The 26,883-nt window shown below is 53.7% G+C and carries 25 protein-coding genes, 1 tRNA gene and 1 pseudogene; 15 read left to right on the top strand and 12 right to left on the bottom strand.

Annotated features, from left to right (window positions below):
• The first annotated feature begins 365 nt into the window (after positions 1–365).
• A complete protein-coding gene (locus Q371_RS20220) occupies positions 366–1,559 on the top strand; it encodes an MFS transporter (protein ID WP_051964903.1) in 1,194 nt (397 codons plus the stop codon).
• On the opposite strand, the gene Q371_RS20215 is transcribed toward Q371_RS20220, so the two are convergent.
• The gene (locus Q371_RS20215) at positions 1,546–2,910 is read right to left on the bottom strand and encodes a TIGR04013 family B12-binding domain/radical SAM domain-containing protein (protein WP_051964901.1); all 1,365 of its coding nucleotides are present in this window, start codon (positions 2,908–2,910) and stop codon (positions 1,546–1,548) included. The two genes, Q371_RS20220 and Q371_RS20215, sit on opposite strands and share 14 nt — an antisense overlap.
• 393 nt (positions 2,911–3,303) lie before the next feature.
• Between Q371_RS20215 and Q371_RS26115 the strand changes: the two genes are divergently transcribed.
• The gene (locus Q371_RS26115; protein ID WP_051964899.1) at positions 3,304–4,608 is read left to right on the top strand and encodes a TPM domain-containing protein; all 1,305 of its coding nucleotides are present in this window, start codon (positions 3,304–3,306) and stop codon (positions 4,606–4,608) included.
• Positions 4,609–4,781: 173 nt separating this feature from the next.
• Here the strand turns inward: Q371_RS26115 and Q371_RS20205 are convergent, their stop codons facing one another.
• Entirely contained in the window at positions 4,782–6,095 is a 1,314-nt protein-coding gene (locus Q371_RS20205; protein ID WP_034343967.1) for an alginate O-acetyltransferase AlgX-related protein, read from the bottom strand.
• A gap of 242 nt (positions 6,096–6,337) precedes the next feature.
• Between Q371_RS20205 and Q371_RS20200 the strand changes: the two genes are divergently transcribed.
• Complete coding sequence (locus tag Q371_RS20200) at positions 6,338–7,366, top strand: YpdA family putative bacillithiol disulfide reductase (protein WP_245618394.1); 1,029 nt, start codon at positions 6,338–6,340, stop codon at positions 7,364–7,366.
• A 78-nt stretch (positions 7,367–7,444) separates the two neighbouring features.
• Here Q371_RS20200 and Q371_RS20195 read toward each other — a convergent pair whose 3' ends face one another.
• The 4 genes from Q371_RS20195 to gatB form a co-directional block, all read right to left on the bottom strand.
• Positions 7,445–8,326, bottom strand: coding sequence for a hypothetical protein (locus tag Q371_RS20195; protein ID WP_034343965.1), 882 nt, complete (start codon positions 8,324–8,326; stop codon positions 7,445–7,447).
• Positions 8,323–8,619 (bottom strand): PadR family transcriptional regulator, encoded by a 297-nt coding sequence (locus tag Q371_RS20190; protein ID WP_034343964.1) that lies wholly within the window; start codon positions 8,617–8,619, stop codon positions 8,323–8,325. Before Q371_RS20190 ends, Q371_RS20195 begins: the two co-directional genes overlap by 4 nt.
• Before the next feature lie 102 nt (positions 8,620–8,721).
• Positions 8,722–8,988, bottom strand: coding sequence for a DUF7662 domain-containing protein (locus Q371_RS20185; protein WP_034343961.1), 267 nt, complete (start codon positions 8,986–8,988; stop codon positions 8,722–8,724).
• A 32-nt stretch (positions 8,989–9,020) separates the two neighbouring features.
• Complete coding sequence (gene gatB / locus Q371_RS20180; protein ID WP_034343959.1) at positions 9,021–10,433, bottom strand: Asp-tRNA(Asn)/Glu-tRNA(Gln) amidotransferase subunit GatB; 1,413 nt, start codon at positions 10,431–10,433, stop codon at positions 9,021–9,023.
• A 191-nt stretch (positions 10,434–10,624) separates the two neighbouring features.
• On the opposite strand from gatB, the gene Q371_RS20170 reads away from it, so the two are divergent.
• From Q371_RS20170 to Q371_RS20165, 3 genes are all read left to right on the top strand, one after another.
• On the top strand, positions 10,625–11,047 hold the full coding sequence (locus Q371_RS20170; protein WP_034343957.1) for a universal stress protein: 423 nt from the start codon (positions 10,625–10,627) through the stop codon (positions 11,045–11,047).
• Positions 11,034–11,237 (top strand): hypothetical protein, encoded by a 204-nt coding sequence (locus Q371_RS27290; RefSeq protein ID WP_157442841.1) that lies wholly within the window; start codon positions 11,034–11,036, stop codon positions 11,235–11,237. Before Q371_RS20170 ends, Q371_RS27290 begins: the two co-directional genes overlap by 14 nt.
• Positions 11,228–11,304: transfer RNA gene (locus tag Q371_RS20165), tRNA-Arg, on the top strand. Before Q371_RS27290 ends, Q371_RS20165 begins: the two co-directional genes overlap by 10 nt.
• Positions 11,305–11,534: 230 nt before the next feature.
• On the opposite strand, the gene Q371_RS20160 is transcribed toward Q371_RS20165, so the two are convergent.
• Complete coding sequence (locus tag Q371_RS20160) at positions 11,535–12,134, bottom strand: hypothetical protein (RefSeq protein ID WP_034343954.1); 600 nt, start codon at positions 12,132–12,134, stop codon at positions 11,535–11,537.
• Positions 12,113–13,102, bottom strand: coding sequence for an NAD-dependent epimerase/dehydratase family protein (locus tag Q371_RS20155; protein WP_034343952.1), 990 nt, complete (start codon positions 13,100–13,102; stop codon positions 12,113–12,115). The genes Q371_RS20160 and Q371_RS20155 overlap by 22 nt, the downstream gene beginning before the upstream one ends.
• A gap of 391 nt (positions 13,103–13,493) precedes the next feature.
• Here Q371_RS20155 and thrC point away from each other — a divergent pair, with 391 nt between their 5' ends.
• The 6 genes from thrC (at position 13,494) to Q371_RS20125 (ending at position 19,987) form a co-directional block, all read left to right on the top strand.
• Positions 13,494–14,546: a threonine synthase gene (gene thrC / locus Q371_RS20150; protein ID WP_034343950.1), complete on the top strand. Its 1,053-nt coding sequence runs from the start codon at positions 13,494–13,496 to the stop codon at positions 14,544–14,546.
• A gap of 2 nt (positions 14,547–14,548) precedes the next feature.
• Complete coding sequence (gene thrB, locus Q371_RS20145; RefSeq protein WP_245618393.1) at positions 14,549–15,502, top strand: homoserine kinase; 954 nt, start codon at positions 14,549–14,551, stop codon at positions 15,500–15,502.
• A 329-nt stretch (positions 15,503–15,831) separates the two neighbouring features.
• Entirely contained in the window at positions 15,832–16,734 is a 903-nt protein-coding gene (gene hemC, locus Q371_RS20140) for a hydroxymethylbilane synthase (RefSeq protein ID WP_034343948.1), read from the top strand.
• A 241-nt stretch (positions 16,735–16,975) separates the two neighbouring features.
• On the top strand, positions 16,976–17,893 hold the full coding sequence (fba, locus tag Q371_RS20135; RefSeq protein ID WP_034343947.1) for a class II fructose-1,6-bisphosphate aldolase: 918 nt from the start codon (positions 16,976–16,978) through the stop codon (positions 17,891–17,893).
• A 108-nt stretch (positions 17,894–18,001) separates the two neighbouring features.
• Positions 18,002–18,220 carry a hypothetical protein gene (locus tag Q371_RS20130; RefSeq protein ID WP_034343944.1) on the top strand — a complete coding sequence of 73 codons (219 nt, stop codon included), beginning with the start codon at positions 18,002–18,004 and terminating at the stop codon, positions 18,218–18,220.
• A gap of 138 nt (positions 18,221–18,358) precedes the next feature.
• Positions 18,359–19,987 (top strand): tetratricopeptide repeat protein, encoded by a 1,629-nt coding sequence (locus Q371_RS20125; RefSeq protein WP_034343942.1) that lies wholly within the window; start codon positions 18,359–18,361, stop codon positions 19,985–19,987.
• A gap of 654 nt (positions 19,988–20,641) precedes the next feature.
• Here the strand turns inward: Q371_RS20125 and Q371_RS20120 are convergent.
• Together Q371_RS20120 and Q371_RS20115 are read right to left on the bottom strand one after the other, a co-directional pair.
• Complete coding sequence (locus tag Q371_RS20120) at positions 20,642–21,103, bottom strand: S24 family peptidase (protein ID WP_034343940.1); 462 nt, start codon at positions 21,101–21,103, stop codon at positions 20,642–20,644.
• Positions 21,104–21,120: 17 nt separating this feature from the next.
• Positions 21,121–21,786 (bottom strand): helix-turn-helix transcriptional regulator, encoded by a 666-nt coding sequence (locus Q371_RS20115; protein WP_034343938.1) that lies wholly within the window; start codon positions 21,784–21,786, stop codon positions 21,121–21,123.
• Positions 21,787–21,965: 179 nt separating this feature from the next.
• Between Q371_RS20115 and Q371_RS26110 the strand changes: the two genes are divergently transcribed.
• Positions 21,966–22,361 carry a phage holin family protein gene (locus tag Q371_RS26110; protein ID WP_051964897.1) on the top strand — a complete coding sequence of 132 codons (396 nt, stop codon included), beginning with the start codon at positions 21,966–21,968 and terminating at the stop codon, positions 22,359–22,361.
• 62 nt (positions 22,362–22,423) lie between these two features.
• Here Q371_RS26110 and Q371_RS20105 read toward each other — a convergent pair whose 3' ends face one another.
• Positions 22,424–22,624, bottom strand: coding sequence for a hypothetical protein (locus Q371_RS20105; RefSeq protein WP_034343935.1), 201 nt, complete (start codon positions 22,622–22,624; stop codon positions 22,424–22,426).
• Between the two features lie 476 nt (positions 22,625–23,100).
• Here Q371_RS20105 and fusA point away from each other — a divergent pair, with 476 nt between their 5' ends.
• Positions 23,101–25,119 carry an elongation factor G gene (gene fusA / locus Q371_RS20100; protein WP_034343933.1) on the top strand — a complete coding sequence of 673 codons (2,019 nt, stop codon included), beginning with the start codon at positions 23,101–23,103 and terminating at the stop codon, positions 25,117–25,119.
• Between the two features lie 63 nt (positions 25,120–25,182).
• Here fusA and Q371_RS20095 read toward each other — a convergent pair whose 3' ends face one another.
• Positions 25,183–26,376, bottom strand: a complete 1,194-nt coding sequence (locus Q371_RS20095; RefSeq protein WP_034343931.1) for a branched-chain amino acid ABC transporter substrate-binding protein — start codon at positions 26,374–26,376, stop codon at positions 25,183–25,185.
• A gap of 262 nt (positions 26,377–26,638) precedes the next feature.
• On the opposite strand from Q371_RS20095, the pseudogene Q371_RS20090 reads away from it, so the two are divergent.
• A pseudogene (locus Q371_RS20090) lies at positions 26,639–26,883 on the top strand (hypothetical protein); the annotation flags it as partial.

The following is a 26,883-nucleotide window of genomic DNA, read 5'->3' as shown; positions in this document are numbered from 1 at the left end:
GGATTCGGTGCGGTAAGTCATGATCAGCCTCCTGTAAATTCAACCGAAAGGTATTTTACCGCAGTTAAGGATGATGTGTGTCTCTGGACAGGGGGGCTTGCCAGCCGAGGGCCCAGAGCAGAAAAGAACAGCCGAGGGCCGAGGGCAAAAAAAGCTTTGGCGAAAGCTCTGAGAAGTACAGATCCCCTTGACCTGTTCAGCCACGTATTGCAGGATGCTCTCGGCTCTCGGCTCTCGGCTCTCGGCTCTCGGCTCTCGGCTCTCGGCTCTCGGCTCTCGGCTCTCGGCTCTCGGCTCTCGGCTCTCGGCAACCTCTACGCCAATCCCGCTATTCCCCCTCCCCTCAAACCGCGTTAGGGTAAAGCATGACGCTGCCCCAACGTGTGCTTTTGCTGGACAACCTGCTGATGTGGCTCGGATTTTTCATGATCATCCCCCTGATCACCGTACATTTTGTCAGTGGTCTGGGATGGGCAGCCGGAGCCATCGGTCTGGTGCTGGCCGTGAGGCAACTGGTGCAGCAGGGTTTTACCGTGGTGGGTGGCATGCTCGGGGACCGCTTTGGCCTGAAGCCCCTGATTTGCCTCGGGTTGTTGGTGCGTTCTCTGGGTTTTGCCAGCATGGCTTTTGCAGACACCATCCCCCTCCTGATGGCTTCAGCGGTTTTTGCTGCCCTTGGAGGTGCCCTGTTCGATGCCCCCAAATCTGCAGCCATCGTTCTCCTCACCCCTCCAGAACAGCGCCCGAGGTTTTATGCCCTGCAAGGGGTCACCAGCAATGTGGGAATGGCTCTGGGACCTTTGATCGGAACTTTGCTCATTCCTTACGGTTTTCAGGCGGTCAGTTTCATGGGTGCAGCCTGTTATGTGCTGTCTCTGGTGTTTTCCTTTCTGATGCTTCCCAGCATGAAAGTGACCGAGAAGAAGCCCAAGGGAAGCACTTTTCAGGGCCTGAAAATGGCTTTGCAAGACCGCCCGTTCATTCAATTTCAGACCATTCAGATGGGATTTTTCTTCCTGTGGGTGCAGGTGAATGTGGCCCTGATGCTGCACGCCACCCAGCATGGTGGAACCTCCCTGACAGCGTGGGTGTATGGGGTGTATGCCGGGTTCACCAGCGTCTTGCAGTACCCGATCATGAAATACGCCAGCAAAAAGTGGTCCTCTCAGACCTTGCTGGCTGCCGGGGTGGCCAGCATGGCTCTGGGGATGGGACTGATGGGCTTCACCCATGAACCGCTGACCATTTTGCTGTGCACAGCGGTGTTTGCTTTTGGCAACTTGCTGGCTGCACCCAGTCAGCAAACCCTGATTGCAGGACTGACCCCTCCAGAGCGGGCTGGAACCTACCTCGGGGTTGCTGCTTTTCCATTGGCCATCGGGGGATTTCTGGGCAATGCTTTAGGCGGGGCCATGTTTGATTTCGGGAAGGCCATCCATTTTGTGACCCTCCCGTGGGTGGTGTTCTTTGTGGTGGGCAGCATCACGGCGGTTTTGATTTACCAGTTCCGGGCCACGCAAGCCCAGAAAGAAGAACCTGCCGCTTCTACTGCCGTTTGAATGCCCGGACGCCTTTCAGCTCCTCGGGGCGTTCTTCTGCAAGGTCTTCCAGAAAGTTGGTGCTCTCTTTTGCGATCATCTCCTGCTGCTTCCAGTGGCCGTATTCCAGCCCGAGCAAACGGAGTTCTTCCAGCATTTTTCGAACGGCAGGAGACACGATTCCCGGCGCAGCATTTGACAGGGGCGTCCCTACCAGAGGCATGAACGTGTGCGAGTGCACCCTTGCCCCCATGCGGGTCAGTTTCAGCATGAATTCAAGGGTTTGCGCGATGTCCTCCTCGCTTTCGCCGGGCATGCCAAAAATGAAATCCACATTGGCCTGATAACCGTATTCCAGAAGGAGGCACACCGCTTCTTCCACTTCTCCGGTGCCGTGCCCCCGGTGCACTTCTTTCAGCATCCGGTCACTGCCGGATTGTGCACCAATGATGATGTTGTCGTTGGTGCAGTATTTTTTGACCAGAGACAGGGTCTGGTGGTTGACGGTCTCTGGACGCACCTCTGAGGGAAAAGACCCAAAAAACACGTGCTCCTTGCCAAAAATCCGGCTGACCCCTTTGAGGAGGTCTTCCAGCAAATCCAGATGCAAGGTTTGCCCATCCACACTGCCATAAGTGAATGCAGTGGGGGTCAGGAAACGCAAATCCCTGAATCCCGCATCTTTCCCTTGCTGTGCCCAGTGAAGGATGTTGTCCACCGAACGGTAGCGCATTTTTGCACCCATCAAAAAAGGCGTCTGGCAGAAGCTGCAGGCAAAAGCACACCCTCGACCAATTTCCAGAGGAGCAAACCGTCTGGACTTCACCGAAAAAGGCGGATGGTCGTTCAGGTCCACGGCAGGGGCGCGCCCGGTGAAACGGTATTTTTTCTGGCTGTCCAGAAAAGCAATCCCTTTGAGGTCTTCAAAACCCCTGTCCTGATAAATGCGTTCCAGCAGGTCAGGAAGGGTGCCCTCGGCTTCACCCAGAACCACCACATCCACCCCGAGTTGCACCGTCCCCAGAGGGTCACCGCTCGGGTGGGGACCGCCGGCAATGATCACCACATTGTCGATGCTCTGGTCTTGCAGGGCCTGACGGATGGCTTTCAGGGTGTATCCCATCGCAGCCACATTGGGGGTGTGGAACGAGAAGGCCACCACCAGACGCCGGTAGGCCTTTGCAAGCTGGATGATGTTTTGCAAAAGCTCCTCATGCCGGTCATCGTCCAGACGGTCTTTTTTGGCAGCCTTGCGAAAATGGATGTCGAGGTCCTCAAAACGCCCATCGGCCTCCAGAATGCCGGTCAGCACGGCAAGGCTGTAACGGTTGTAGCTGTATTCGACCATCAGGATGGCATGTTGGCCCTTCACGGGAACATTATAGTGGGATGGGGCTTCGCCCCGCCGAGGGCATAGGGCCGAGAGCCGAGGGCTAAAAAAGCAGAAGGCAGAAGGCAGAAGGCAGAAGGCAGAAGGGTACATGCTGAGGGCAAATGTAGGGGCGAGGCGTGCCTCGCCCGTGGTACAGAGGTTTAGGTTGAGGTCAAAAAAGACAGGACAGAAGGCAAAAGAAAGCTTTGGCTCAAGCAATGTAGGGCGAGGCATGCCTCGCCCCTACATTTTCCGATACGCAGAGCACGATGCTCTCGGCTCTCGGCTCTCGGCACCTGGGCGACGCATGCGTAGCCCCTACAAGGCTCTTGGCACCGCCTCCAACACAGACCCTCCAGAGTCTCCGTGCAACAATGAACAGGGAGGCCACAGATGAAACGTTTTTTTGCTTTATTCACAATGGTTTTGCTGGTGCAAACGGCACAGGGGCAGGTTTTGGATGCTTCAAAACAGATTGCCTCCAGTCAGGAATTTCAGATCAACAAGATGCTGTCCCAGCATCAAGAAAACTGGGGAAACAGTGTCCGGATCACCACCTCCAGAGAGCCCATGGCAGACCTCTGGAACGGCTGGCAACTTGGCAAATTCAAGAAGCAATACGCTGTGCTGGTGAATTACCATCCCGGCTTGAAAACCGCCACCGTCAAATTGGGCAGCAAGCTGAAAGGGGACCCTCAGGGGTGGTCGAAAACCTTGAGTCAGGAATTCGGGCAGCAGCAGTTTTACAAAGGGGTCCAGAGCCTGCTCGGGCAAATCAAAAGCCGCAACCCCATCCCGGCCCCGCAGGACAATTACATCAATGATTACGCAGGTACATTGGACCCCTCCACCCGCAAAGTGATGGGGGAGAGGCTGGCTTTGCTGGAAAGACAGACGAAACTGGAAGGCACCGTGGTGGTGCTGCCTGCCCTGAAGAATTACACCTCTGGGAACATTGAAAATTACGCTTTGCAGATTTTCAACAGCTGGGGCATTGGAGATCCCAGCAAAAACGATGGTTTCATGCTGATGGTGTCCATGCAGGATCGCAAGATTCGCATTCAATTGGGCAAAGGTTATGGCACTTCCCTGAACAGTGCAACCCAAAGCATCATTCAAAACACCATCGTGCCTGCCTTCAAAACTGGGAAATACAACAGTGGCATTCAGGATGGGATGCTGGAACTTTCCACACTGATTCGCAGCCATCCGGTGCAAACGGGGTTTGCGGCACCCTCTGGTGCTCCTTCTCAGGTTCCTGCTCCATCCAGCTGGATTCAAAGGTTTCAGACGGGTTGGGACCTCTTCACCACCGATCCCGGTTTTGCATGGAACACGTTTGGCTGGTTTTTGTTGCTGCCCTTGCTGATTCCGGTCCTGATGACGGTGTTCTTTGTCGGATTTGTGGTGTTCCTGATTCGCAATGCCACAGGCCGTCCCAGTCCCTCCTCTGGCAGAAGCAGCCATCACCACAGGCACCGTTCTTCTTCCATCATCCATGACCTGCAACACCAGCACCATCGACATGACGACGATGAAGCCCGCCGCAACGCCTACATGGCAGGCGCAGCAGCGAGCACAGTCATCAACAGTTGGGATTCTTCCTCTTCGAGCAGTTCGGACAGCAGTTCGAGCAGCTCGGACAGTTTCTCTGGAGGCAGTTCGGACAGTTCCAGCGGGTCCAGCGGAGATTGGTGAAGGGAGCGGTCAGTCCTCAGCTGTCAGCGACAAAGCACTCGCACTTGCATGAAGATTTTTCAATCCAAAAGCAAAACCTGTTTTGCTTTTCTGATCAGATGTATTTGCCATCGAAAGCCGAAGCCATAGGGTCTTCTGTTCGCTGATGGCTGACCGCTGACCACTGACCGCTCTCACTTCATCTTGCAGACCGTGACCTGATAGGTCCCCGAGACATCCCCACGGTACAGATTGAGCTGCAAGGCTTCCAGTGTGCCGGGTCGGGGAAGTTGCATCTGGAACTCCCCGTTGTTGGGGATGCGCCAGGTGCGGCTGTGCTGGGTGTTCTGGCTGCCCACACTGAATTCCAGATTCATCTGGAAATCGGTGATTTTGAGGTCTGAAAATTTGATTTTGATGGCACTGTCGGTGGTGACCTGCACGTTTTCGGGAAGCTCAATTCTGAAGTTGCGACCCACGGCTCCTGCACCCTGCCAGAGCACTTCGTTGCTGCAACCCCCTCTGGCCAGAGCCACCATTCTGGACATGGCCCACAGGTTGCCCAGTTCGCCCATGTAAAAGTTGTTTTCCCACACGATCACTTTGGGTTTGTGCTGTTTGTAGCTGTCGGACATCAGGTAGGCTTCCATGCCACCAAATGAACCGCCCCCCTCTACGGCACCGTTCAGCACATCGGTTTGCAGCTCGTATTTCAGAACCTCTGGGAGGGTGTCGTCGGTGGTGTATTCGCGCCGGTGGCTGAAACTGGTGCCCACCAGCACCACATCCGGGTCCTCCTCGGCAAAGAGGTCGCCAGAGGATTTGGGGACAGCGGTGTAACTGGTGATCATTTCGTCTGGAAACTGGGTTTTGCAGATGTTGTTGGCCATGCGGGCATAACTGCCGTTGTTGGACAGGACTTTGCTTTCCAGGGTGTATTCGGTTTTCTTGAAGGTGCTGTAAGCAGGCAATTTTTTGATTTCTGCTGCGATCAATTCAGCAACATGCTTGGTGGCAGCGGTGGTCCAGTGGTGGTCGGTGGCCTGAAAGTATGGCCCTTTGGACGCCTCAAACTGCAATCCATCTTCCATCAGGTTGGGGGCGATGATCCCCAGTTCGGTGAACTGGTCGTGCAAATCGGCATAGTTGTAGCGGATGTTGTCGGCACTGAAGTAACGCTGCAGGTTGCTGGCGTCCAGATGCTTTTGGGACAACACCAATCTGGAGGGCACATCCACCATCACCAGTTGGATGCCTTCACGCTTGAACGCATCTTGTAAAGCCTGCATGGCAGCTTTGCTGTACCCCAGAGAAGAAACCCCTTCTGAGAAATCCCCCCGTCCAAACAGCCAGCCATTTTGCCCCTGATGGGCCAGCATCGCCCAGGTGTCTGAAGGGGCATAACTGGATTCGCGCAGGGCTTCAGGACACAAAGTCAGGTTTTGCTGGGCAAAGGCCCCACTTCCCAGCAAGACGGTGAGCACAGCAAGGGATTTGACGGCAGGCATGGATCCTCCACTCTGGAAAAACACAGTCCAGAAAACACTTGAGATGGTTGAAACACCTTCAGTATGCTTTGAAAGACCTTTGAAACATGAGAAAAGTCTGCTCTGGCACCTTGAAAAAGCCCTTTCAGGGGATTTTTTCTATACAAAGCCTGTAGAGTTCACAGCAGACAGCAAAATCAGAAGCATTTTGACCCTGCCCTCGGCTCTCGGCCCTTGGCCCTCGGCATGTATCATTCATGTAAATGGCACACTTTCTCTATGCAGCAAGCGTGCTACCTTATCAAATGATGATGTACGACCTGATCATAGTCGGCGCGGGGCCTGTGGGGCTTGCCGCTGCCATCGACGCCAAAAGAGCCGGACTGAACTACGCAGTCCTCGACAAGGGGTGTGTGGTCAATGCCATTTTTGACTACCCCACCTACATGACTTTTTTCACCACCTCTCCAGAGCTGGAAATCGGTGGGCACCCTTTCGTGACTGCCCGTGAAAAACCCGACCGCAAAGAGGCCCTGAACTACTACCGTCTGGTGGCCCAGCGTGAAAACCTCAACGTCTTGCAGTACCACGAAGTCACCTCCATCCATCCTGCACCTGCCGGGCACACTGTGCTGGTCAACAAAAAAGATGGCACTCAGGGGGTTTTTGAAACCCGCAAGGTGCTGGTGGCCACCGGTTACTACGACAACCCTCTGGCTCTGGGCATCCCCGGCGAGGACTCCGAAAACGTCACCCACTACTACACCGAAGCCCATCCCTTCTGGGGCCTGAAAGTCACCGTGATTGGGGCCGGAAACAGTGCTGCCGATGCCGCCTTGGACCTCTGGCGTGGTGGGGCCAAAGTGACGATGGTGGTTCGTGCCCCTCACCTGAAAAACACCATCAAGTACTGGGTCAAACCCGACCTCGAAAACCGCATCAAAGAGGGGTCCATCACCGCCCACTACAATTCCAGAGTTGTGGAAATTCTGGAAGACCGCGTGATTGTGGAAGGGGAGGAGGGCACCTGGGAACTGGAAACCGACTTCACCTTTGCCCTGACCGGTTACCGCCCCAATCTGGACCTGCTGCAAGGTGCCGGGGTGAGCCTCAACGAAGAACTGATGGCCGACCTGAACGAACACTACGAAAGCAACGTTCCGGGCCTGTTCATCTGTGGCAGCGCAGGTTTTGGCATCCACACCAACAAGGTGTTCATCGAAAACGGACGTTTCCATGCAGGCGTCGCCATGCAGGAAATCATCCGGCAGTTGCAAAGCGTTCCCCGCTGAAGCACAGTTCAAACCACATTCCAATCCAAGCAAAAGGCCAGAGCATTTCCTCTGGCTTTTTTCAAGTGTTGATCCGGTTCAGGCGGTGCGGGTGGAACGGAAGAACAGGAGGGCTCTGGAAAACAGGTTGCTGATGATCACCATCATGAAGAGTGCGATGGACATCTGAGGCACAAAATATCCGGGGAATTGCCATGCTCCCCATGTGCTGAACGCAATGAATCCACCATACAGAGGAACGGTCAGGTAAAACGCCACAGGAAACAGCAGGCCAAACGCGGTGGCACGCAAGAGCAGTTGTTGCACAGAAGTGTTTTTCCAGTAAAAAGCCCCCAGGAAGATGCATGTGCCGAGCATCAAAAGAATTTGCAGACTGGCATGCATTTCTCCTTTGGCAATGGTCAACAGTGTGCTGGACAGCAGAAACGCCAGCATCAGGTGGTCTCGATTTTGTGAAGCGAACTGGTAGAGGGGTCCATCTTTTCGGAAGATGTTTTTCAGGGAAATGTGCCAGCCCACAGCCATCAGGACCAGTGCCAGAGCGGCTTCTGGCACATCAAAAGAAAAGGGAATGGTCATGGGGGTGAGCACATCGATCAGGTGGGCCAGAGGAACGAATCCTGCTGCTCCAATCAGCAATGGTCTCCATGAGACGTTCAGCAAGCGGGCCAGCATCCCCATTCCAACCAAGACCAGCCATGCGATGGGGATGGAAAGCCATTCAGAAGGCCTCTGGACGGTGTGTTCCACCACACTGTATTTGCTGAAAACGTTTGTGTCCCACAGAGAAAAAAAGGCAGCAAAACCTGCCAGAGTCAAAGCCAATAAAACCTGCATGATGTTCACAAATGCTCCTTTCCAGCACAGGCCCAAAAGGCCTGAAACCACCCAAAACATGCGCTCCAGAGGAGACTCAATTTCTGACGCTTCGGCCTGTAAAGCTTTGATCCATTCGTTCATGACAGCCTCAATTGGAGTGTGCGAAGCAGGGGTTCCTGTTCCCTCAAAAACCGCTGTCCCAGTGCAGTGATGCGGTAGGCATGTCGGGCGGGTTTGTTGAGGTGTTCGCTGGGCTCCCAGCGGGATTCCAGATACCCCCGTTCAGAGAGGCGAATCAGGATGGGATACAGGGATCCCGATTTGATTCCGGTGCTTTTGCTGATCGGGTAACCGTGGTGCCAGAGGTCAGGCTCTGCTGCAAGCGCATGCAGCACCCGGAGGGTGGTTTCGGAGGTGTCACTTGCTCGGGGCATGACTTACTCTACATATGTAGAGTAAGAATGTCAATCCAATGTCTACGAAAAAACAGCACCTTCCATTTCTGAAGGTGCTGCCTGAAAACGGTGTTGGCTGGATCAGCGTTTTTTCTTGTTTCCAGAGCGCTTGAAAGTCACAGTTTCCAGAATGAAATCCACCCGCTCGGTTTCCCAGCCCCGACGGGTCCAGCCCTGAATGTGCTGGTATTTGGGCAGGGACCAGAAAGGCCGCAGAGACCGGGCAGCAAAAGGCAATTTGAAGCCCAGCAACCCCTCGATCTGCTCAAAGCTGAGCTTGCAAGTCGCTTCCTGCTGCTGGGCCAGAAATTCCCCAATGGCCGAATAATCTGCAGAACCTTTGCTCACAGGTCACCTGACTGTCCAGACCGTTCGAAAATTCAAATGCCCAGCTTCTGGTTCAGCAAATCCCGCACGATCTCGGGTTTGGCTTTGCCGCCCATCTCTTTCATGATCGGACCGAAGAGGGCGTTCACGGCCTTGGCGTTGCCTGCCTGCACTTTTGCCACCACATCTGGATTGAGGTCCAGAATTTTCTGGATGGCGGCCTCGATGGCGCTGGTGTCGGTGACCACAGCCAGACCGCGCTCTTTGACCAGAGCCTCTGGGTCTGCCCCTTCCATGACCTCTGGAAGGAGTTCCTTGGCCATTTTTCCGCTGATGGTGCCTGCATCAATCAGGTTCACCAGTTTGACCAGCAAGGTGGGGGTCAGTCTGGATTCGCTGATGTCGATGATGCGTGCCGCCAGCCACCCGGCCACATCGGTGAGCAGCCAGTTGACCAGTTTTTGCGCTTCGCCAGCGTAACCTTTGAGGGCTTCATCCAGAAAACGGCTGAGGGTCACGCTCTCCGAGATCACGCGGGCATCGGACTCTTTGATGGAGAGGCCCACATAACGCTGGAATTTCTGAGCAGGCACCTCGGGCATTTTGGCGCGGACTTCCTCGATCCACTCCTGGGTGATGTTGAGGGGGGGGAGGTCCGGCTCGGGGAAGTAACGGTAATCGGCTTCCCCTTCTTTGGTGCGCATCACGAAGGTTTTCTGGCCCCCATCGTCCCAGCCCATGGTGTCCTGAGAAATGCTGCCCCCGTTGGCCAGAATGCGGGTCTGGCGCTCGATTTCGTATTCCAGAGCACGCTGCACGCTTTTGAAGGAGTTGAGGTTTTTGACCTCCACTTTGGTGCCCAGAGGCTCACCGGGACGGCGCACCGACACGTTCACATCGCAGCGCATTTTGCCTTCCTCAGGGTTGGCATCGCTGACCCCGAGGGCCTGTGCAATCGAACGGATGGTGTTCAGAAAATCGCGGGCCTGCTCGGGGCTTTTGATCTCAGGTTCGGTGACCATCTCGATCAGGGCCATGCCTGCACGGTTCAAGTCCAGCAAGCTGTAATTGGCATAGGTGGGGTGCATCAGTTTTCCGGCATCGTCTTCGAGGTGTGCCCGGGTGATGCCGATGCGCTCTCCGTTGACCTCCACCCAGCCTTTTCTGGCGATGGGACGGTCGTACTGGGAAATCTGGTAATTTTTGGGCGCATCTGGATAAAAGTAATTCTTGCGGTGGAACTGGGTGAACCCCTCCACATCACAATTCAGGGCCAGACCGAACATGATGGCCTTCTCGACGGCTTCCCTGTTCAGGGTGGGCAGGGTTCCGGGCAGACCCAGGGTCAGGGGGTCCGTAAAGGTGTTGGGACCCTCGCCAAAATACTCTCCACTGCAAGCACTGAAAATCTTGCTTCTGGTTTTCAGGTGCAGGTGCACTTCCAGACCGATGACCGCTTCAAACATGATTAGCAGTATAGGGCACAGCAGCGAACAGAGGCACCTGCTTCCCTAGAGTGGATGCCCGGTTCGCCAGAGGGACATTTGCAGCACACCAGAGGATTAAAATGAAAACACCCACAGATCCCTGCAGAAAGCCTTCTCTGCCCTGTCTTTTCTGCGCCTTCTCTGGCTTCACCTGAAAAGGAGGCAGCCGCATGACACGCATTCTGGTTCCCACAGATTTCTCTGCCAGTGCCCACCGCGCCCTGAAATTGGCCCGTCAAATGGTGCCGGGTGCCCACATCAAAGTGATCCATGTTTTTGATGCGAGCGCCGCTTTCTCTCCTTACGTGGACGCTCTGGCCCCTGCATACATGCTCGAAGAAACCCAGGACCGCATCCGTGACGCCGCCATGGAAAACCTCAAAAACGTTCAGGAAGAAGGGGAAGAAATCCTCTTCGTGATGGGACGCCCAGCCGATGAAGTGCTCAAAGCCGCCAGAGATTTCGGGGCCGACTACATCTTCATGGGCACCCATGGTCGCAAAGGACTCAGCCATTTCTTCTTTGGCAGCGTTGCCGAAGCCGTGGTTCGCGCATCGCCCATCCCAGTGATGATTGTTCGTGACCCTGAATGAAACCCCAGCAGCAGACCTCCCAGAGTGCCTGAACAGCAAGACCAACACGTTTGCAACGGGATCACCCATCCTTCTGGAAAGCGGGGAATCGGCCCCGCTTTCGCTTTTGTTTGTGGCTGCAACGGTGTGGCCTCTGGTTTTGACGCTGCTGCAAGAACAGGGTATAATTCACACCCGAAAGCGCCCGTAGCTCAGACGGATAGAGCGAGGCACTCCTAAGGCTTAGGTCACAGGTTCGACTCCTGTCGGGCGCACCAGAGCACTTCCCAGTGAACACTCACTGGGATTTTTTTGTCTGGCTTTTTGATGACGTGCCTGATTCACTCCCAAGCTGGGTTTTGAGGGTCACAGGTTTGACTCCTGTCGGGCGCACCAGAGCACTTCCCAGTGAATCTTCACTGGGATTTTTTTTGAAGTTTACAGTTCACAGTAAACAGCAGACAGCAAGCCAAAGCCTTCCAAGTCTCGCTGTGAACTACAAACTCCATTAAGGCTTCATGACCATTTTGCCTTTTGGCCCCGTCAGTGTGGCTGTGTTTCCCCTGACCCCTCTGGCAGAAATGGTGTAGGTGTTTCCAGAGGCTTTGATCTGGCAAGCTGCAACCTCAGAGGGCATCTTCTGGTTGTTGATGATTTTGTTGCAGGCACCCAGCACATCCCTCAGTTTCCTGCCAGATGAGAGCTGCAATTCCAGATTGAACTGGGTTTGCCGCACGTAATTCTGCAAGTACACATCCTGCACGAATTGATAGGTCTGGCGCACCAGATCCACATCGATGCCAGAGTTCTTTTTGCGGATCCCTTCACTGGTGAGGGTGTGTTTTTCTCCGGTTTTGCTGACCGAAGTGACCTGAAAACCTGCAGGACCCATGCGCAGTTCACAGCTTTTGAGTTCCACAGGGACCTTCTGGTTTCCCGGCAGTTTCTGACAGGCCAGAGGGAACGACAGGGTTTTCCCGGTTGCTGCAAGGTCTTCGGCCATGACCAGAGAGGTGACCGTGTACTGTTTCCACATGTCGGAGGCCAGAGCAGGGCCTGACAGCAGTCCGACCAGACCCAAAACCTTCAAGGATGCAGGGTGTGCCATTTTTGCAAAATCTCCTCGATGCGGGCTCTGGAGAGGCCTTCTTTGAAGGCTTCATCGGGTTGGGTTTTCGCCCATTGCAGGATGTCAGCAATCACTTCTGGCAATGGGGAGGAGGTCATGCCGTACTGCTTGGCCTTGTGGTCACTGATGCTCAACATTCCTGCATATTCAGGTTGCTCTGGAAGCCAGATGGGCAAGTCCACCCACGGACGCACACCTTCAGTCAGCAGGAATTCGCTGTCCACCCAGGTGAGTTGGGTGTCTGTTCCAGCCTGTTTGACCATTTCACGAAGCACCTCGCCCCACAACTCTGGCTCACGTGCTCCATTGAAGGTACCGTAAATGCGGTTTTCCAGCGCATGAACTGCAAAATCGGCCAGATCACGGGCATACACGATTTGCACTCTGGAGACAGGCTTGTCTGGAGCGATCAGCTCTCCGCCCTCCAGAATCCGTTTGGCCCAGAAGGGAAACCGGAACGTGAGGTCTCTGGCCCCCACCACCAGGCCGGGCCGGATCACGGTGTGCTTCTCACCCCACAGGGCTGCCAGAGTGCGCTCACAGAGCACTTTCAGGCCACCATAGGTTTCACCAGTCACCTCTTCGGTTTCTGGATTTTCCAGTTCGATCAGCTTGCTGTCTTCAGAAAGGGGGATGGCAGCATCAGACGCATACACAGACACCGTTGAAATGAACATGTAATGCTCAACTTGACCTTTCAACACCTCAACGATTTGACGCACCTGACGGGGAACGTAAGCATTCACATCCACCACCGCATCCCATGTGCGTCCCTGTAAAGCCGCAAGATCTGTGTTGCGGTCTCCGACCAGTTGCTCCACCTCGGGGGGCAAATCGGTGTTGCTGCGCCCCCGATTGAACACACTCACCTGATGGCCTTTTTTCAGCAGGCTGTGCACGATGTACCAGCCTACAAACCGACTCCCACCCAGCACCAGAACGTTCATAAGGTCTCCTTTGCAGTCAAACGGGAATGAGGATGGATTCAGTTTAAGGGGGAAAGCTGAGAAGAAGGCAGAAGGCTTTGATTTGCCGAAGGCTGAGGGCCAAGGGCCGAGGGCTCGAAAACAGCTTTTGCTGAAGCTTTTGGATTGACAGATTCCCTTGATCCGTTCTGATAGGCATAGCATCATGCTCTCGGCTCTCGGCTCTCGGCTCTCGGCTCTCGGCTCTCGGCATAGACGATGGCCGCCAAGCCCTTACAACGCCCCCATTCCCCATTTGCTTAGATATAACCCCTTTTTGTAACCCGCAACACGCTAGGCTGATGGTACTGTCTTGCCTCCCATTCAGGGAGAAACTTAAGGGCCACCTGTGGCTTTCAGCAAAGGAACACACATGTCCGGACTTCTTGAAAAATACCGCCAGTACCTGCCTGTCAATGAGAACACCCCCCTCCTGAGCCTCCACGAGGGCAACACCCCCCTGATTCATGCCACCCACCTCTCCAAGCGTCTGGGTGTGGAACTGTACCTCAAATATGAAGGCCTGAACCCCACTGGATCTTTCAAAGACCGTGGCATGGTGATGGCCGTCGCCAAGGCTCTGGAATCCGGCTCCAAAAGCATCATTTGTGCTTCCACGGGCAACACCTCTGCTGCTGCTGCTGCTTACGCCACCCGCAGTGGCCTGCGTTGCATTGTGCTGATTCCCAACGGCAACATTGCACTGGGCAAACTGGCACAGGCCATGGTTTATGGTGCAGAAATCATTGCCATTGAAGGCAACTTCGACGAAGCTCTGGATCTGGTCCGTGAAATCAGTGCCACCGAGCCGATCACCTTGGTGAACTCCGTGAACCCTTTCCGTCTGGAAGGCCAGAAAACCGCCGCTTTCGAAGTGGTGGATGTGCTCGGAGATGCCCCTGATGTGCTGGCCATTCCTGTGGGCAACGCAGGAAACATCTCTGCGTACTGGAAAGGCTTTAAAGAGTACAAAGAAGCTGGAAAAAACCAGAGCCTGCCCCGCATGTTCGGCTTTCAGGCTGCAGGTGCGGCTCCTCTGGTGTTGGGCCACAGGGTGGAAAACCCCGAGACCCTCGCCACTGCCATTCGCATTGGAAATCCTGCTTCTGCCCACTTCGCAAAAGCTGCCGTGCAGGAATCCAACGGCCTCTTTGACAGCGTGACCGACGAGGAGATTCTGGAGGCTTACCGTCAGGTGGCTCTGGAGGGTGTGTTCTGTGAGCCTGCCAGTTCAGCCAGTGTGGCCGGAATCCTCAAGCTGGAAAGCCAGGGCCGTCTGGAAGAACTCAAAGGCAAACGCATCGTGTGCGTCCTGACCGGAAACGGTCTCAAGGACCCCAACACCGCCATCAAAGCCGTGGATGCCCAGCCTGTGGTGGTCAAGGCCGATCTGGAAAGCGTCATGGCCGTGATCAAAAAAGCCTGACCATGGAAAGCCATGTGCTGCCCCACCAGAGGAACCCCATGAACACCGGCACCACCATTGAAGTGAAAGCCCCGGCCAGTAGTGCCAATCTGGGCCCCGGTTTCGATTGCGTGGGCATCAGTTTTGCCCTGTACACCACCGTGCGTGTGAAGGTGCAGGAGGTCCTTGAAATCGTGCCCATCGGCAAGGATCTGGAAGGCACCCCCAGAGATGAAACCAACATCGTGTATCAGGCGATGCTGGCTCTGGCGCAGGAAGCCGGTCAGGTTTTGCCTCCTGTGCGTCTGGAAATCGAGAGTGGCATTCCACTGGCACGGGGTCTGGGCAGCAGTGCTGCTGCTCTGGTGGCCGGAATGGTCGCAGCCAACGAGCTTCTGGGCAAGCCCCTCAACACCCAGCAGCTTTTTGATCTGGCCAGCCGTCTGGAAGGACACCCGGACAATGCCGGGGCTTCTCTGGTGGGTGGGGCTGTGGTCGCCACTTTTGACGGTCAAACCTCGAAATACCTGCAATTTCAGCTTCCCCAGCATTTGCGGGCCCTCTTGGTGGTGCCCCAGTATGCTCTGGAAACCTCCAAAGCCAGAGGGGTGCTGCCAGAAACGTACTCACGCAGTGACATGGTGTTCCAACTGTCCCATGCTGCTTTGCTGGCCGCAGGTCTGGCCAGTGGCAACCTGACGGTCTTCAAGGAAGCCATGCGAGACCGGCTCCATCAGCCTTACCGTGCTGCTCTGGTGCCCGGTTTGCTGGAACTTCTGGAAGGCGCTCCAGGGCATGGTGCCCTTGGTGCAGCCCTGAGTGGGGCAGGTCCCAGTGTGCTGTGTTTCTACGAAGAAAACACCGATCTGTCGGGCCTCAAAAACTTCCTGACCGGTGTGCTGGAGCAGCATGGGGTTACGGCCCTGCTGGAAGAGTTGCCTCTGGACAACCGAGGCGTGTTGATCCAGACCCTCTGAACACCTCGCCCATTTCAGGCAGAAAGGACCCCCTTTCTGCTTTTTTTGTGCTGGAGGAGCGATCAGCCATCAGCGGTCAGCGGTCAGCACAAAGATCACCATGCAGCTTTGGCTTTTGGGAACAGAAAACACATGCAGTAAGTCAGAATGGTGTTCTAGAAAGCTTTTTATCTGGATGCACATGTAAACATTTTTTTCGCTGATGGCTGACGGCTGATGGCTGATCGCTTTCCCGACCTTCACCGGCCGGGCAGCGCTGCTGCACTTCCCTTTAACAACCGTCATTTTGCACTACACAAATCGTGGTATTCGGCTATACTGTTACCCGTATGCGTCAAATCGTTGTTGGCACACGCGGCAGCGCACTCGCTCTCGCTCAGACGCGCCAGATCGTAGCCCGCCTCAAAGAAGAATGGCCCGAAATTGAATTTCGGATTCAGACCATCACCACCCGCGGAGACAAGGTACAAGGCGCACTCAAAGGCGACAAAGGGTTCTTCACCAAAGAAATCGAAGAAGCCCTGCTGGCAAATCGCATCGACATTGCCGTGCACAGCCTCAAAGACCTCCCCACCGAGAACCCCGAGGGACTGGACATTGCCAGCATCCCCCGTCGTGTAGATGCCCGAGACGCCCTGGTTGGTCGTCCCGGCATGAAATCCCTGAAAGACCTGCCGCAAGGCGCAGTGGTGGGCACCAGCAGCACCCGCCGCAAAGCCCTGCTGAAAGCCTTCCGTCCCGACCTCGAACTCCGCGACTTGCGTGGCAACGTGGACACCCGCCTCGCTGCTCTGGGCCGGGGTGAATACGACGCCATTGTGCTGGCCGCTGCAGGCCTGATCCGCATGGACCTCAGAAACCGCATCGATGAGTTTCTGGATGTCTCCATCATGCTGCCTGCCCCCGGACAGGGTGCTCTGGCCCTGCAAACCCGTGCAGACGATGATCTGGTCATCGAAACCGCCTACTCCATCAACGACGCCGACACCGATGACCGCATCACCGCCGAACGTGCCTTCCTGCACGCCATTGGAATGGGATGCATGGCTCCGGTGGGTGCTCTGGCCACCATCGAAAAAGGCATCCTGAAACTCGAAGGCGCCATTGCCGCCCCAGACGGCAGCACCGTGATTCGCGCCTCCATCGAAGGTGACCCCGAGGAATGCGAAGCCCTTGGCGAAGAACTTGCTGAAGACATGCTCCAGCAAGGGGCCAAAGACCTTGTGAAGTAAAACTTTCAAAGCAATGCTGGCACCTCCGTTTGGGGGTGCTTTTTTATTGCTGCAGTGTAGAAACTCTGGATGTGGCTGAGTTTTGCCCTCGGCTCTCGGCCCTATGCCCTCGGCTCCTATCGGGACACCTGTCTAGGGCACCCGAGGGGCATATGTTAAGATCTTAGAGGTTTGGCCCCGATAGACAGATTTGTCCTCTGGGCCTGTAGAGCACGTTAAAATCTTGCTTTAGGAGGCAACAATGCTCGTTACTGGTTCTGACATTCTGGTTCCCGCCCGCGCAGGCAAATACGGGGTGGGTGCGTTCAACACCAACGACCTGGAAATCACCCAGGCTATCATCCACACCGCCGAAAGACTCCGCAGCCCTGTGATCGTGCAGATCTCCGAGGGTGCCCTCAAGTACGGTGGCAAAGACCTCGTCAATGTGGTGATTGACCTCGCCACCCGTGCCACCGTGCCTGTTGCCTTGCACCTCGACCACGGCTCCAGCTACGAGAGTGCCCTGAAGGCCATCAGCCTGGGCTTCTCCAGCGTGATGATTGACGCCAGCCACCACGGCTTTGAAGAGAACGCCCACGAAACCCGCCGTGTGGTGGAAGCTGCCCACGCCATGGGTGTCACCGTAGAGGCCGAAATTGGCCGTCTGGGCGGCATCGAGGAGCACATCGTGGTGAGCGAGGAAGACGCCTTCCTGACCAACCCCGAGGAAGCCCAGAAGTTCGTGGAAGCCACGGGCGTGGACTACCTCGCCATTGCCATCGGCACCTCCCACGGCGCTTACAAAGGCAAAGGCCGTCCCTTCATTGACCATGCCCGCATCCAGAAGTGCGCCGAGCTGCTCAGCATTCCTCTGGTGGCCCACGGCTCCAGCGGCGTGCCTGCTTACATCGTCGAGCGTCTGCGTGCAGCAGGCGGCGTGATTGGTGACGCTTTCGGCATCGCCGACGAAGACCTCCAGCAAGCCACCCAGCACGGCATTGCCAAAGTCAACGTGGACACCGACCTGCGTCTGGCCTTCACTGTGGGCGTCCGTGAAGCCCTCGCCAAGAATCCCAAAGAGTTCGATCCCCGCAAGATCCTCGGCCCAGCCCGCGATCTGATGGGCGAACTTGTGGAGCACAAGATGCGTGTGCTCGGGTCTGTCGGCAAAGCTTAAGCTTCAAAATTACGCTTCAATGTCCCTGCAAATGCAGGGACTTTTTCATGGAATGTGGAAGTGTTTGGACATCCATTTTTGGGTACAAAAATTTCCTAAACTGTGGTCATGACCTCATGGCGTGAACTTGAAGCCTCGATTCCGTTTGACCAACTGCCAGCGTTTTACCAGAAGTTTTTGCTCTGGAGGGGCCTCAACCCAGAGAACATGAATCTCAGGCGCACCCAGCAGAGGGTGTATGCAGAACTGAACCAGATGGTCCTGGAAGGCAAAGCCACAAAAGAGGGAGAAGATTATCTGTTCTCTGGGCCCCTGCCGGTGTTTTGAGAATCAGAGGTCAGTTCTGAGGGCTACAGGATGGGTGCTGGCAAAAGATGCATGGTTTGTGTCCGGTGCTGTAAAATTCAGAATCAAGACAGTCTCTGGCACCCTGTAAAAGGGTGTTGTTTTCATGGGAGTTGAACTGTGGATCTTTTGGCTGAAGTGGCACGACTCAAGGAAAAGGCTTTTGAAATTGCTGAGTTTGCTCCAGAGAGTGACATTCAGATTTGTGAATTCATGGGTGAATTTGCCACTGGAGTTGCATTCTATCAAACCCTGAGCAAGCCTTCTCCTGAAGATGATCGTTGGGTAGGATTGTGTTATATCGTTTTGGGTGAACAAGAACGTGCGATTGAATATTTGATGCGTTCAGTAGAACGTGGGTGCATCGCGGCAAAAATAGAATTGGCGCGACTTTACTCATATTCACGAGTGTCTGATGCTAAAAATGAAATATATTCTATAGACATCGATAAGCTAAGAGAATATGATTTGGCGTTATACTATAGAGCCCTTTCAGTGATAAAATTACAAGCTGGCGATGAGATTCCTTTAAGTGACTGTGAAAAATCTTGGAGAATAATACAGCCATGCCAAGAATTCAAATTTGTTGCTCCTAGAATTCTAGTCATACTATCTTATTTGTATCAAATTTTCAAAAAGAAGGAAATGGCAGAGTATTGTCTCGAAAGAGCTGAAGAGATTTGTGTGACAAGTAATAATTGGAATATTAAAATGAGTCGAGCGGATTTGATGTATGATTTAAATAAATTTAATGAGTGCGAAAAGCTATGTTTGGAAGTTTATGATGGAGAAAATGACAAATTGAAAGCTGCCTCTCTTAACTTAATCGGAAGGGTTAGATTGTCTTTGCATGATTTAGAGGGAGCTCTTAAATATTTTACAAGTGCTGCGAATGAAGCAATGAAGTATAAGGCCTTTCATAATTATTTCGTGTCACACTCATATCTGGTTATAATTTATAAAAGAATGCTCAGGCCGGTAGACTCGGTTAAATCACTAAGTGAAATGAAAAGATATGCAGACAGTGAAGCTTTAAGGTGGAAAGTCTCTCTGAGAGAATTAATTATAAAAGAAGAATTAAATCAAAGTGATATGGAAGTAATGAAAAATATGCTAGAATTTAGAACTAAAACCGGAAGTGTAAGTGAAATACTCAGAGTTATGCTATATAGTATAGAGTTCATGTTTAAACTGAATATATTAAATAAGATAGATGTCGAAATAGAAAAAATGATAAACTATTGTGCTGATAATAATGCCTTCGGTGAGTGTTCTGAAGAATGGTTATTTTTAGAGAATTTAAATAATTATTTGATCAGATCATACAATGCCCCCTTTCCTAACCAACCTGTCAAACTCATAAAAATCACAACGATAGATTCAGAATCTATTAAAATGAATGACGATATCATTAAGATCCCGCTTAAGAAGACTTTTGAATTGATTGTATTTATGCTTATTAATGGAGAAGTTGATCTGAATAATATAGTTTCGAATGTTTTTGGTGAACAAGATAAAGAAAGAGCTAAAAATAACTTTCATCAGATTAGACACGTTATGGATAGAAAATTAAAAATATTTAGAATATTACATAAAAAAAGTAGTGGATTTTATAAAATCGAAACTGAATTTCCCGTAAAAATAGATATTCTGGATTATATTAACTCAAATACAAAAATTGAAGGCATTTTTATGCCTTCAAGTGAAAGTGAGTGGGTGAGTAATATAAATCTAAGGTATGGCTATTGAATCATCCACGATCCAATGGACCTTGAGTACCATCCCTAAGAGCTTTGTAATCGTCAGTTCCTCCGTCTGTACAGCGAAGGGTACACTCACTGACAATTCCACCTGTAGCATAGGTGGGCGCAAGGCTCAACAACATCAAAATGACGAACAGGCGTTTTCTCATCTCATCTCCCCGAGTCTCTCCATAAAACCCAGAGGGGAAATTCTCCCCTCTGGAGTGCAGCCTCCGGAAATTCAATGCCCTTCCACTGCCGAAACATACAAAACAACTTAAACCGATACAGGTGAATTCAATAAAGGGGTGTGCTGGTGGCCAGAGAAACGTTCTGGTGATCTTCAGGGAGTGTGCCTGAAATGAAACGTCAAGCCGATACGTGAACATGGATACGTGAGAAACATTCGTGTGAGTGGGTGTTTCTTCTGCTTCCCAGCACGCATGTAAGATAGCAGATGGGCACTTATAAAACGCTTATAAGTGCCCACTGTTCTGGAAAGATGTCTCTACAAGCTGAATAAAACCGTCTGGTACGCCTTCTCAAAAAAACCTCATCCGGGGGAGAATCGGATGAGGGCAGAGAAAGAAAGCTCTTGGTCTGTATGAAAAGTGTAACGGAGGGTGGCTCGGGGCACCATAGGAGGTTTCCCTGACTTTCATTACCGGAGAAACACCACCGTTCCTGAAGGCAAAAGTTTGCCCACCACCCGGCCAATCGGTCTGGCCCCCTCCAGAGGAATGAAGGGGCGGTGCTCTGGATTCAGGCTGATCAGGCAGTCTCCGAGTTCTGCGGTCCAGCCCAGTTTCTTGATGCAAGGTCCCACGCTTGGAATGTCCCAGAGGTAGATGTGGCCTGCTCGGGCGTTCAGGTCGGAGGTGTCTGCAACCAGAGTGTCCCCATCCTGAATGCCGGTTTCGGTGCCGTTGTCCATGCTGTTGCCCTGCACGGTGAAATACACGTAATGGGGGCGGTAATGGTCGGGCAGAACCCCGGTGGTGCCGATTTGTTCCAGAGGGGTGTCGTCCAGAGGTTCACTTGCCCGTGCAAATGCGTACAGGGGCACAAGGATTTTGCGCTGAACAGAATGCTGGGGCAGGGCGTTTCTTGAGAATCGGTGCATGGTCGTCTCCTGTGGGGTCAGTGCCGTTCGATGCTGCTGAGCACATACCGTTTTCCCAGCACGGAAACGGCTTCAGCAGGAAGGAAACGGTTTTGAGGGGTCACAAAAACACCGATGATGCCCTCTCTCGAGCGGCTTTCTTGATAGGCACAGATGATGGGGTGGTCTTGGTCAAGGATCAGGTAGGCATGGTCGGGTTCGAGGTGCTGGTCGAGGGTGTCGATGTGGTGCATTTTGCCTCCAAGGGTCGGACTGCCCCCCTCAAAGAACACCTTGAGGCCGGGTCGGAGGTCACGAAGCCAGACCGGAGCCAGGATGTCTTTGAAAGGAACCATCTGGTCCAGAGGCTTGCTGGCTTCCGAAAGGGGGTAAAGGGGCAGGCTTTGCACCGGAGCAGGGGAGAGGCGGCCTTGTGGGGTCTCAATGCCGAGGTCCAGTCGGGTGGCTTGCTGAAGGTCATAGAGGGTCCAACTGAGGGCTCTGGACAGGGCGATCAGGCGGGCCACCGAAAGGTCGGTCAGGTGGATGACCCCGTTTTCCAGAGCGGAAACGGTGCGCTGGGCCAGTTGCTCTCCGCACTTGCGGGCCACCTCTTCCTGAGACAGGCCAAGCTGGCTGCGGCGTTTTTTCAAGGCTTCTGCCCAGCGGGGGATGTCTCTGGCAGCTTGTGCTTTTGGGGGCATGGTAGACCTCTTCAGTATTGCAATGCTAAAAGATGCTGGGGGTTTTTGTCATCAGGGAAATGACGGATCTTGTCATATAGCATTATAATGCTAAAATAGATTATGTAAATAACGGAATGTTTGCCCCAAAAGCCAAATTCAACAGAACTTCAGCAACCTGTGGCTGAAGAGGAGGCCTGATGCTGCAATTTGAAATGGTTTACCTGTGGATTCTGGGTCCTGTGCACCCCACCCAACCTGCCCTGCTGATCCTGATGGGGCTGGACCTGCTCACAAGGCAGATTGTGCGGCAGATCAAACCCTCTGGCCGCCCAGAGAAATTTTCACGCAGCCTGCTGAAAAAAAGCCTGCTGGTCCTGATGGTGATTGCCGCCCACCAGATCGATCTGGTGCTTGGACAGAGCCAGAACTTGCGAAATGCCGTCACCTATGTGCTGCTGGGCAATGAACTGCTGTCTCTGGTGGAACAAATGGCAAGAGCAGGAGTCCCCATCCCCCGTCCCCTCACCAGAGCCATTGAAGCCCTGAAAGGCGAAGCCGACCCCGAGAGGTCCACAGAAAAAACCCGGACCTGAGGGTTCAAGTCCGGGCATTTTGCGGTCTGCCCTGTGGGACGGTGTGTTTCAGAGCAACAGGGTCAAGATTGCAAGGTGGTGGGCTGTTTCGGGGAACGACGCATGCGGGTGTCGAGGGATTGCAAGTGATCGAAAACAGCCTCAGGATCCATCTGGGCAAGGGAGGCGATGGCAGCTTGACGTTGACGCTCTTCGTCCGATTCAGAACGCAATGCTTCACGCTGATCCGCCAGGACTTCTGGTGTGGTTGGTTTGGCTTTCATGCTGTCCTCCTTTTCAGGCTGCGGACCATTGGACGAGGAACAGGGGACAGTGCTTGAGAAGGGGCCTCACCCTCAGATCTGAGTTACCTTCATTCTAAGAAAACTTCCTGACAGGATTATTGCAGTTGTTAAAACAAATTTTAATCATCTGAGACGGAGAATTTTTGTTAAAAAGCTTTTATGTTTCTCTGGCTTTTCAAAATGTTGATGTGCCACACGCAAAAACAACATGAAGAACATGAGTTGACGGGGTACAAACGTCCTGCACCCCAAAATCCCCACTCTGGAGGTGAACCGACAGGGAGTTTTGCCCTGTAAGAAAGTTGTATGATGCCTATACACAGTCATTTTGATTCATCGGCAGTCAACCCGTAGACCAGTATTTCTGAGACGCCTGTCCGGTTCATTTTCATAGACTTCTGTCAGCACCTGTGAACAGCATGCTGGAGGGCGCTCATTTCCCGAGGAGGCGGTTTATGCGCTTTAACGTATCGGTGGTGGGGCACAGCGGGGTCGGTAAAACCAGTCTGGTGGAGGCCATGCTTTTCCGGGCTGGGCAACTCAAACGTCTGGGATCGGTGATGCAGAAAAACACAGCCTCAGACCACACGCAACTGGAACAGGAGCACCAGATGAGCATTTTCACATCGGTGCTCCCTTTCAATTGGCATGAAAGTCAGGTGACCTTGCTGGACACCCCCGGTTTTTCAGACTTCGTGGGTGAAATCCGTGGGGCACTGCGCAGCGCAGACAACACCCTCGTGGTGGTCAGTGCTGTCTCTGGCGTCGAGGTGGGCACCGAAAGGGTGTGGAAAACCGCCGACGAATTCGGCATGCCGCGCATCATCGCCGTCAACAAGATGGACCGGGATCGCGCGGATTTTTTTGAGGTGCTGGCCGGACTGGAATCTTCGATTTCTGGTCCAGTGGTGGCCACCCACCTGCCCATCGGCAAAGAAAAAGACTTCTCTGGGGTGATTGACCTCCTTGCCCGCAAAGCCTACGTGAACAACCAGATTGTGGACATCCCCGAGGGCCACGAAGAACGGGTGCAGCAGTACCGGGCCAAACTGATTGAACGCATCGTGGAAACCGATGAAGAACTCATTGAGCGCTACCTTGCAGACGAAGAAGTCACCTTGCAAGAACTGAACCGTGCCCTCCTCGTGGCCTTCAAAACCGGACAGATTGACCCGGTGGTGCCGGTTTCTGCCACCACCCTGGTGGGCGTGGAAGCCCTGCTGGACCTGCTGGTGACCATTGAGCGTGAACCCACCGAGCGGCCGCCTTTTGTGGCTGTCGATGGACAGACCCGGCCCCCCACCCGAGACGCCCCTTTCAGTGCACGGGTGTTCCGCTCTTCCACCGATCCTTTCCTCGGGAAGGTGGCCTATGTGCGGGTGTGGTCCGGCACCATCAAACCCGGACAACCCATTTACAACAGTTCCCGAGGGGTCACGGTCACTCCAGCCCACCTGTACGTGCTGAACGGCAAAGACCTGCAGGAGGTGCCCGAATTGACCGCAGGCATGATCGGTGCCCTCACCAAAATCACCGAAGTCAAAACCGGAGAAACCCTGTGTGACCCTGCAAATGTGATCGATTACGGCCCTCTGCACCTGCCAGATCCCACCGTTTCGGCAGCCCTGCACCCCAAAACCCGTCAGGATGAAGACAAACTCACCACCCAGATGAACCGCCTGCTCGACGATGACCCCACCCTGAAATTTGGCCGCAACCCTGAAACGGGTGAAATGGTGCTCTCGGGCCTCGGGGACATGCACCTGAATCTGGCCATCGAAGAACTGGCCTTGCTGGGCGTGAACGTCACCACCAGCAAACCCAAAATTGCCTACCGCGAAACGGTCAAAGCGGTGGCGAAATCGCAAGGCAAATACAAAAAACAAACCGGTGGGCACGGTCAATACGGAGACTGTTGGCTGCGCATCGAACCCAGCAGTGAAAACTTTGAGTTTGCTTCAGAAATTGTGGGCGGGGTGATTCCCAGCAAGTACGTCCCGAGCGTCCAGAAAGGCGTGGAAGAAAGCCTCTCCAAAGGTGCCCTCTCTGGGTATCCGGTGCAGAACATCAAAGTGGTGGTCTACGACGGCTCTTATCACGAAGTGGATTCTTCGGACATCGCCTTCAAAATGGCTGCGGGTCTGGCCTTCCGTGAAGCCATGTCCAGAGCCCATCCCACCTTGCTGGAACCCATCTTGCAACTGAACGTCTACATTCCGGAAAGCAGCATGGGCGATGTGCTTTCGGATCTGCAAGGCAAACGCGCCCAGATTCTGGGCATGGACACCGACGGCAGTCTGACGGTGGTGCGCGCTCTGGTTCCCGAAGTGGAATTGCAGGAGTACAGTGCACAACTGCGTTCCATCACCGGTGGCCGTGGTGCTTACTCCCTGAAATTCAACAGCCATCAGGAGGTGCCTCAACACCTGCAAGCCAAAATCATTCAGGCCAGACAGTCAGAACAACACGCCTGAGCATTCCATGTCCAAACAAGAACCGGCCCAAAAGGCCGGTTTTTTTGATGGTGCAGAAAGAATTTACTGCTCAGCACCGATTTTGCGAATCATGGTGGCGTCCAGGTTGTTGCCCACTTTCATGATGAACAGGGTGGTGCCAGAGCGGTCCCCGTTTTTGTTGAAGCGCACGTCTCCGGTGGCCAGATCCTGTGCACTCAGGCTGCGGATGCCGTCCATGATGGCGTTGGGACCGGGTATTTTTCCGAGGTCGGTGTCGCGGGTCACTGCAGCTTTGGCAATCCCTTTGATCATGACTTTGGCGGAATCGTAAGCCAGAATGGCCCAACCGGTGGGTTCTTTTTTGTAGGTGCGTTTGAAGTTCTTGATGAAGTCGTCTGCGTAGGCGTAACCTTCGATGGGTCCGACCACCGTGCTGAAGTAACTGCCCACAGCGGCTTTGCCTGCCAGTTTGGTGAACACCGGGGTATCGAGGCCCGCGCCGCCCACGAAGGGGGTGTTGATGTCTGCATCACGGATGGCTTTGAGCAGTTCGCCACCGACTTCTGCACCTCCGCCGAAAAAGATGGCATCGGGTTTGTAGTTCTTGATTTTGATCAATGTGGGTGCAAAGAAAGTCTTGTCAGGGACACCATCGAAGCTGACCACATCCACTTTGTCCTGGGTCAGGTGGTTGCGCACCGCATTGGCAAGGTCATCGCCAGAGCTGGTTTTGTCGCTGATCACGTAGACTTTCTTGACCGACAGGGATTTCTGCATGAAATCGGAGACGGCCACGCCCTGGGTGGATTCTCTGGGGGTGAGGCGGTTGAAGTTCAAGAAGCCCCGGTCCGTCAGTTTGTTGGCGGTGGCGGTGGGTGAGATCACCGGAATTTTCTCTTTGGAGAGCTGTTCCACCAGAGCCATGGTGATGTCCGAGTCGGAGGCACTGATCACACCCACCAGACGGGGATCATTGTTCAGTTGACGCATGACTTTGCCCACGCTGCCAATGTTGTCTTCATCATCAATGGTGACGGTGTCGAGGTGCCATCCAAAGTGCACACTGATGTATTCTTTGGCCTCTTCCAGGGCCAGTTCGGTGGCCATGCGGATTTGTTCGGCCACAGGATCATTTTTGCTATATGGACCGACCACGGCAATGTGCAGGGTTTTTCCACCGTTGCCGCCATCGTCAACTTGCGACATTTTGTCGGTGGAGTTGGCGGCTGTTGCCAGACCGAGAACAAGCATCACACTCAGAGCGATTTTTTTCATGGTTTGCCCCCTACCTCACAGGCAGACAGATGATTCTAACAAATGCTCTGTTCAAGTGCCAACCTGATTTTGATTTGTTTGCCCGTTACTTGAAAAGCAACAAAAAAATCTTGCAAATCCTGTTTTGACATGATTATCTCATTTGTAAGTGCAAAGAAATATTTACGAGATCTTTGCACTTTTCTTTAAATGTGGACTGGCCCTCAGTACCCGACAGTTTGATTGAGGCGTAAAAAAGCCAGACTGGTACAGTAAATCTGCTATGAGTTACGCCCTGTCTGGCAAAAACCAGCATACCCTAACTGACTTGCTGAGGGAACACTTTCCCTACCGCAAGAATCACCTCGATACCCTCAGTCACATTCTGCAAGCCCTCCTGGAGGGCAAACATGTCATCCAGCAGAGCATTGCTGACCGTCTCCCCGGAGAAGCTCAAAACACGTCCAAGCTCAGACGCGTCGAACGCTTCTTTTCCACCCATCCCCTCAGTCAGCACCACACCGCACC

The sequence above is a fragment of the Deinococcus misasensis DSM 22328 genome (genome assembly GCF_000745915.1).
Taxonomy (GTDB): Bacteria; Deinococcota; Deinococci; order Deinococcales; family Deinococcaceae; genus Deinococcus_C; species Deinococcus_C misasensis.
This window is presented reverse-complemented; position numbering and strand designations above follow the sequence as displayed.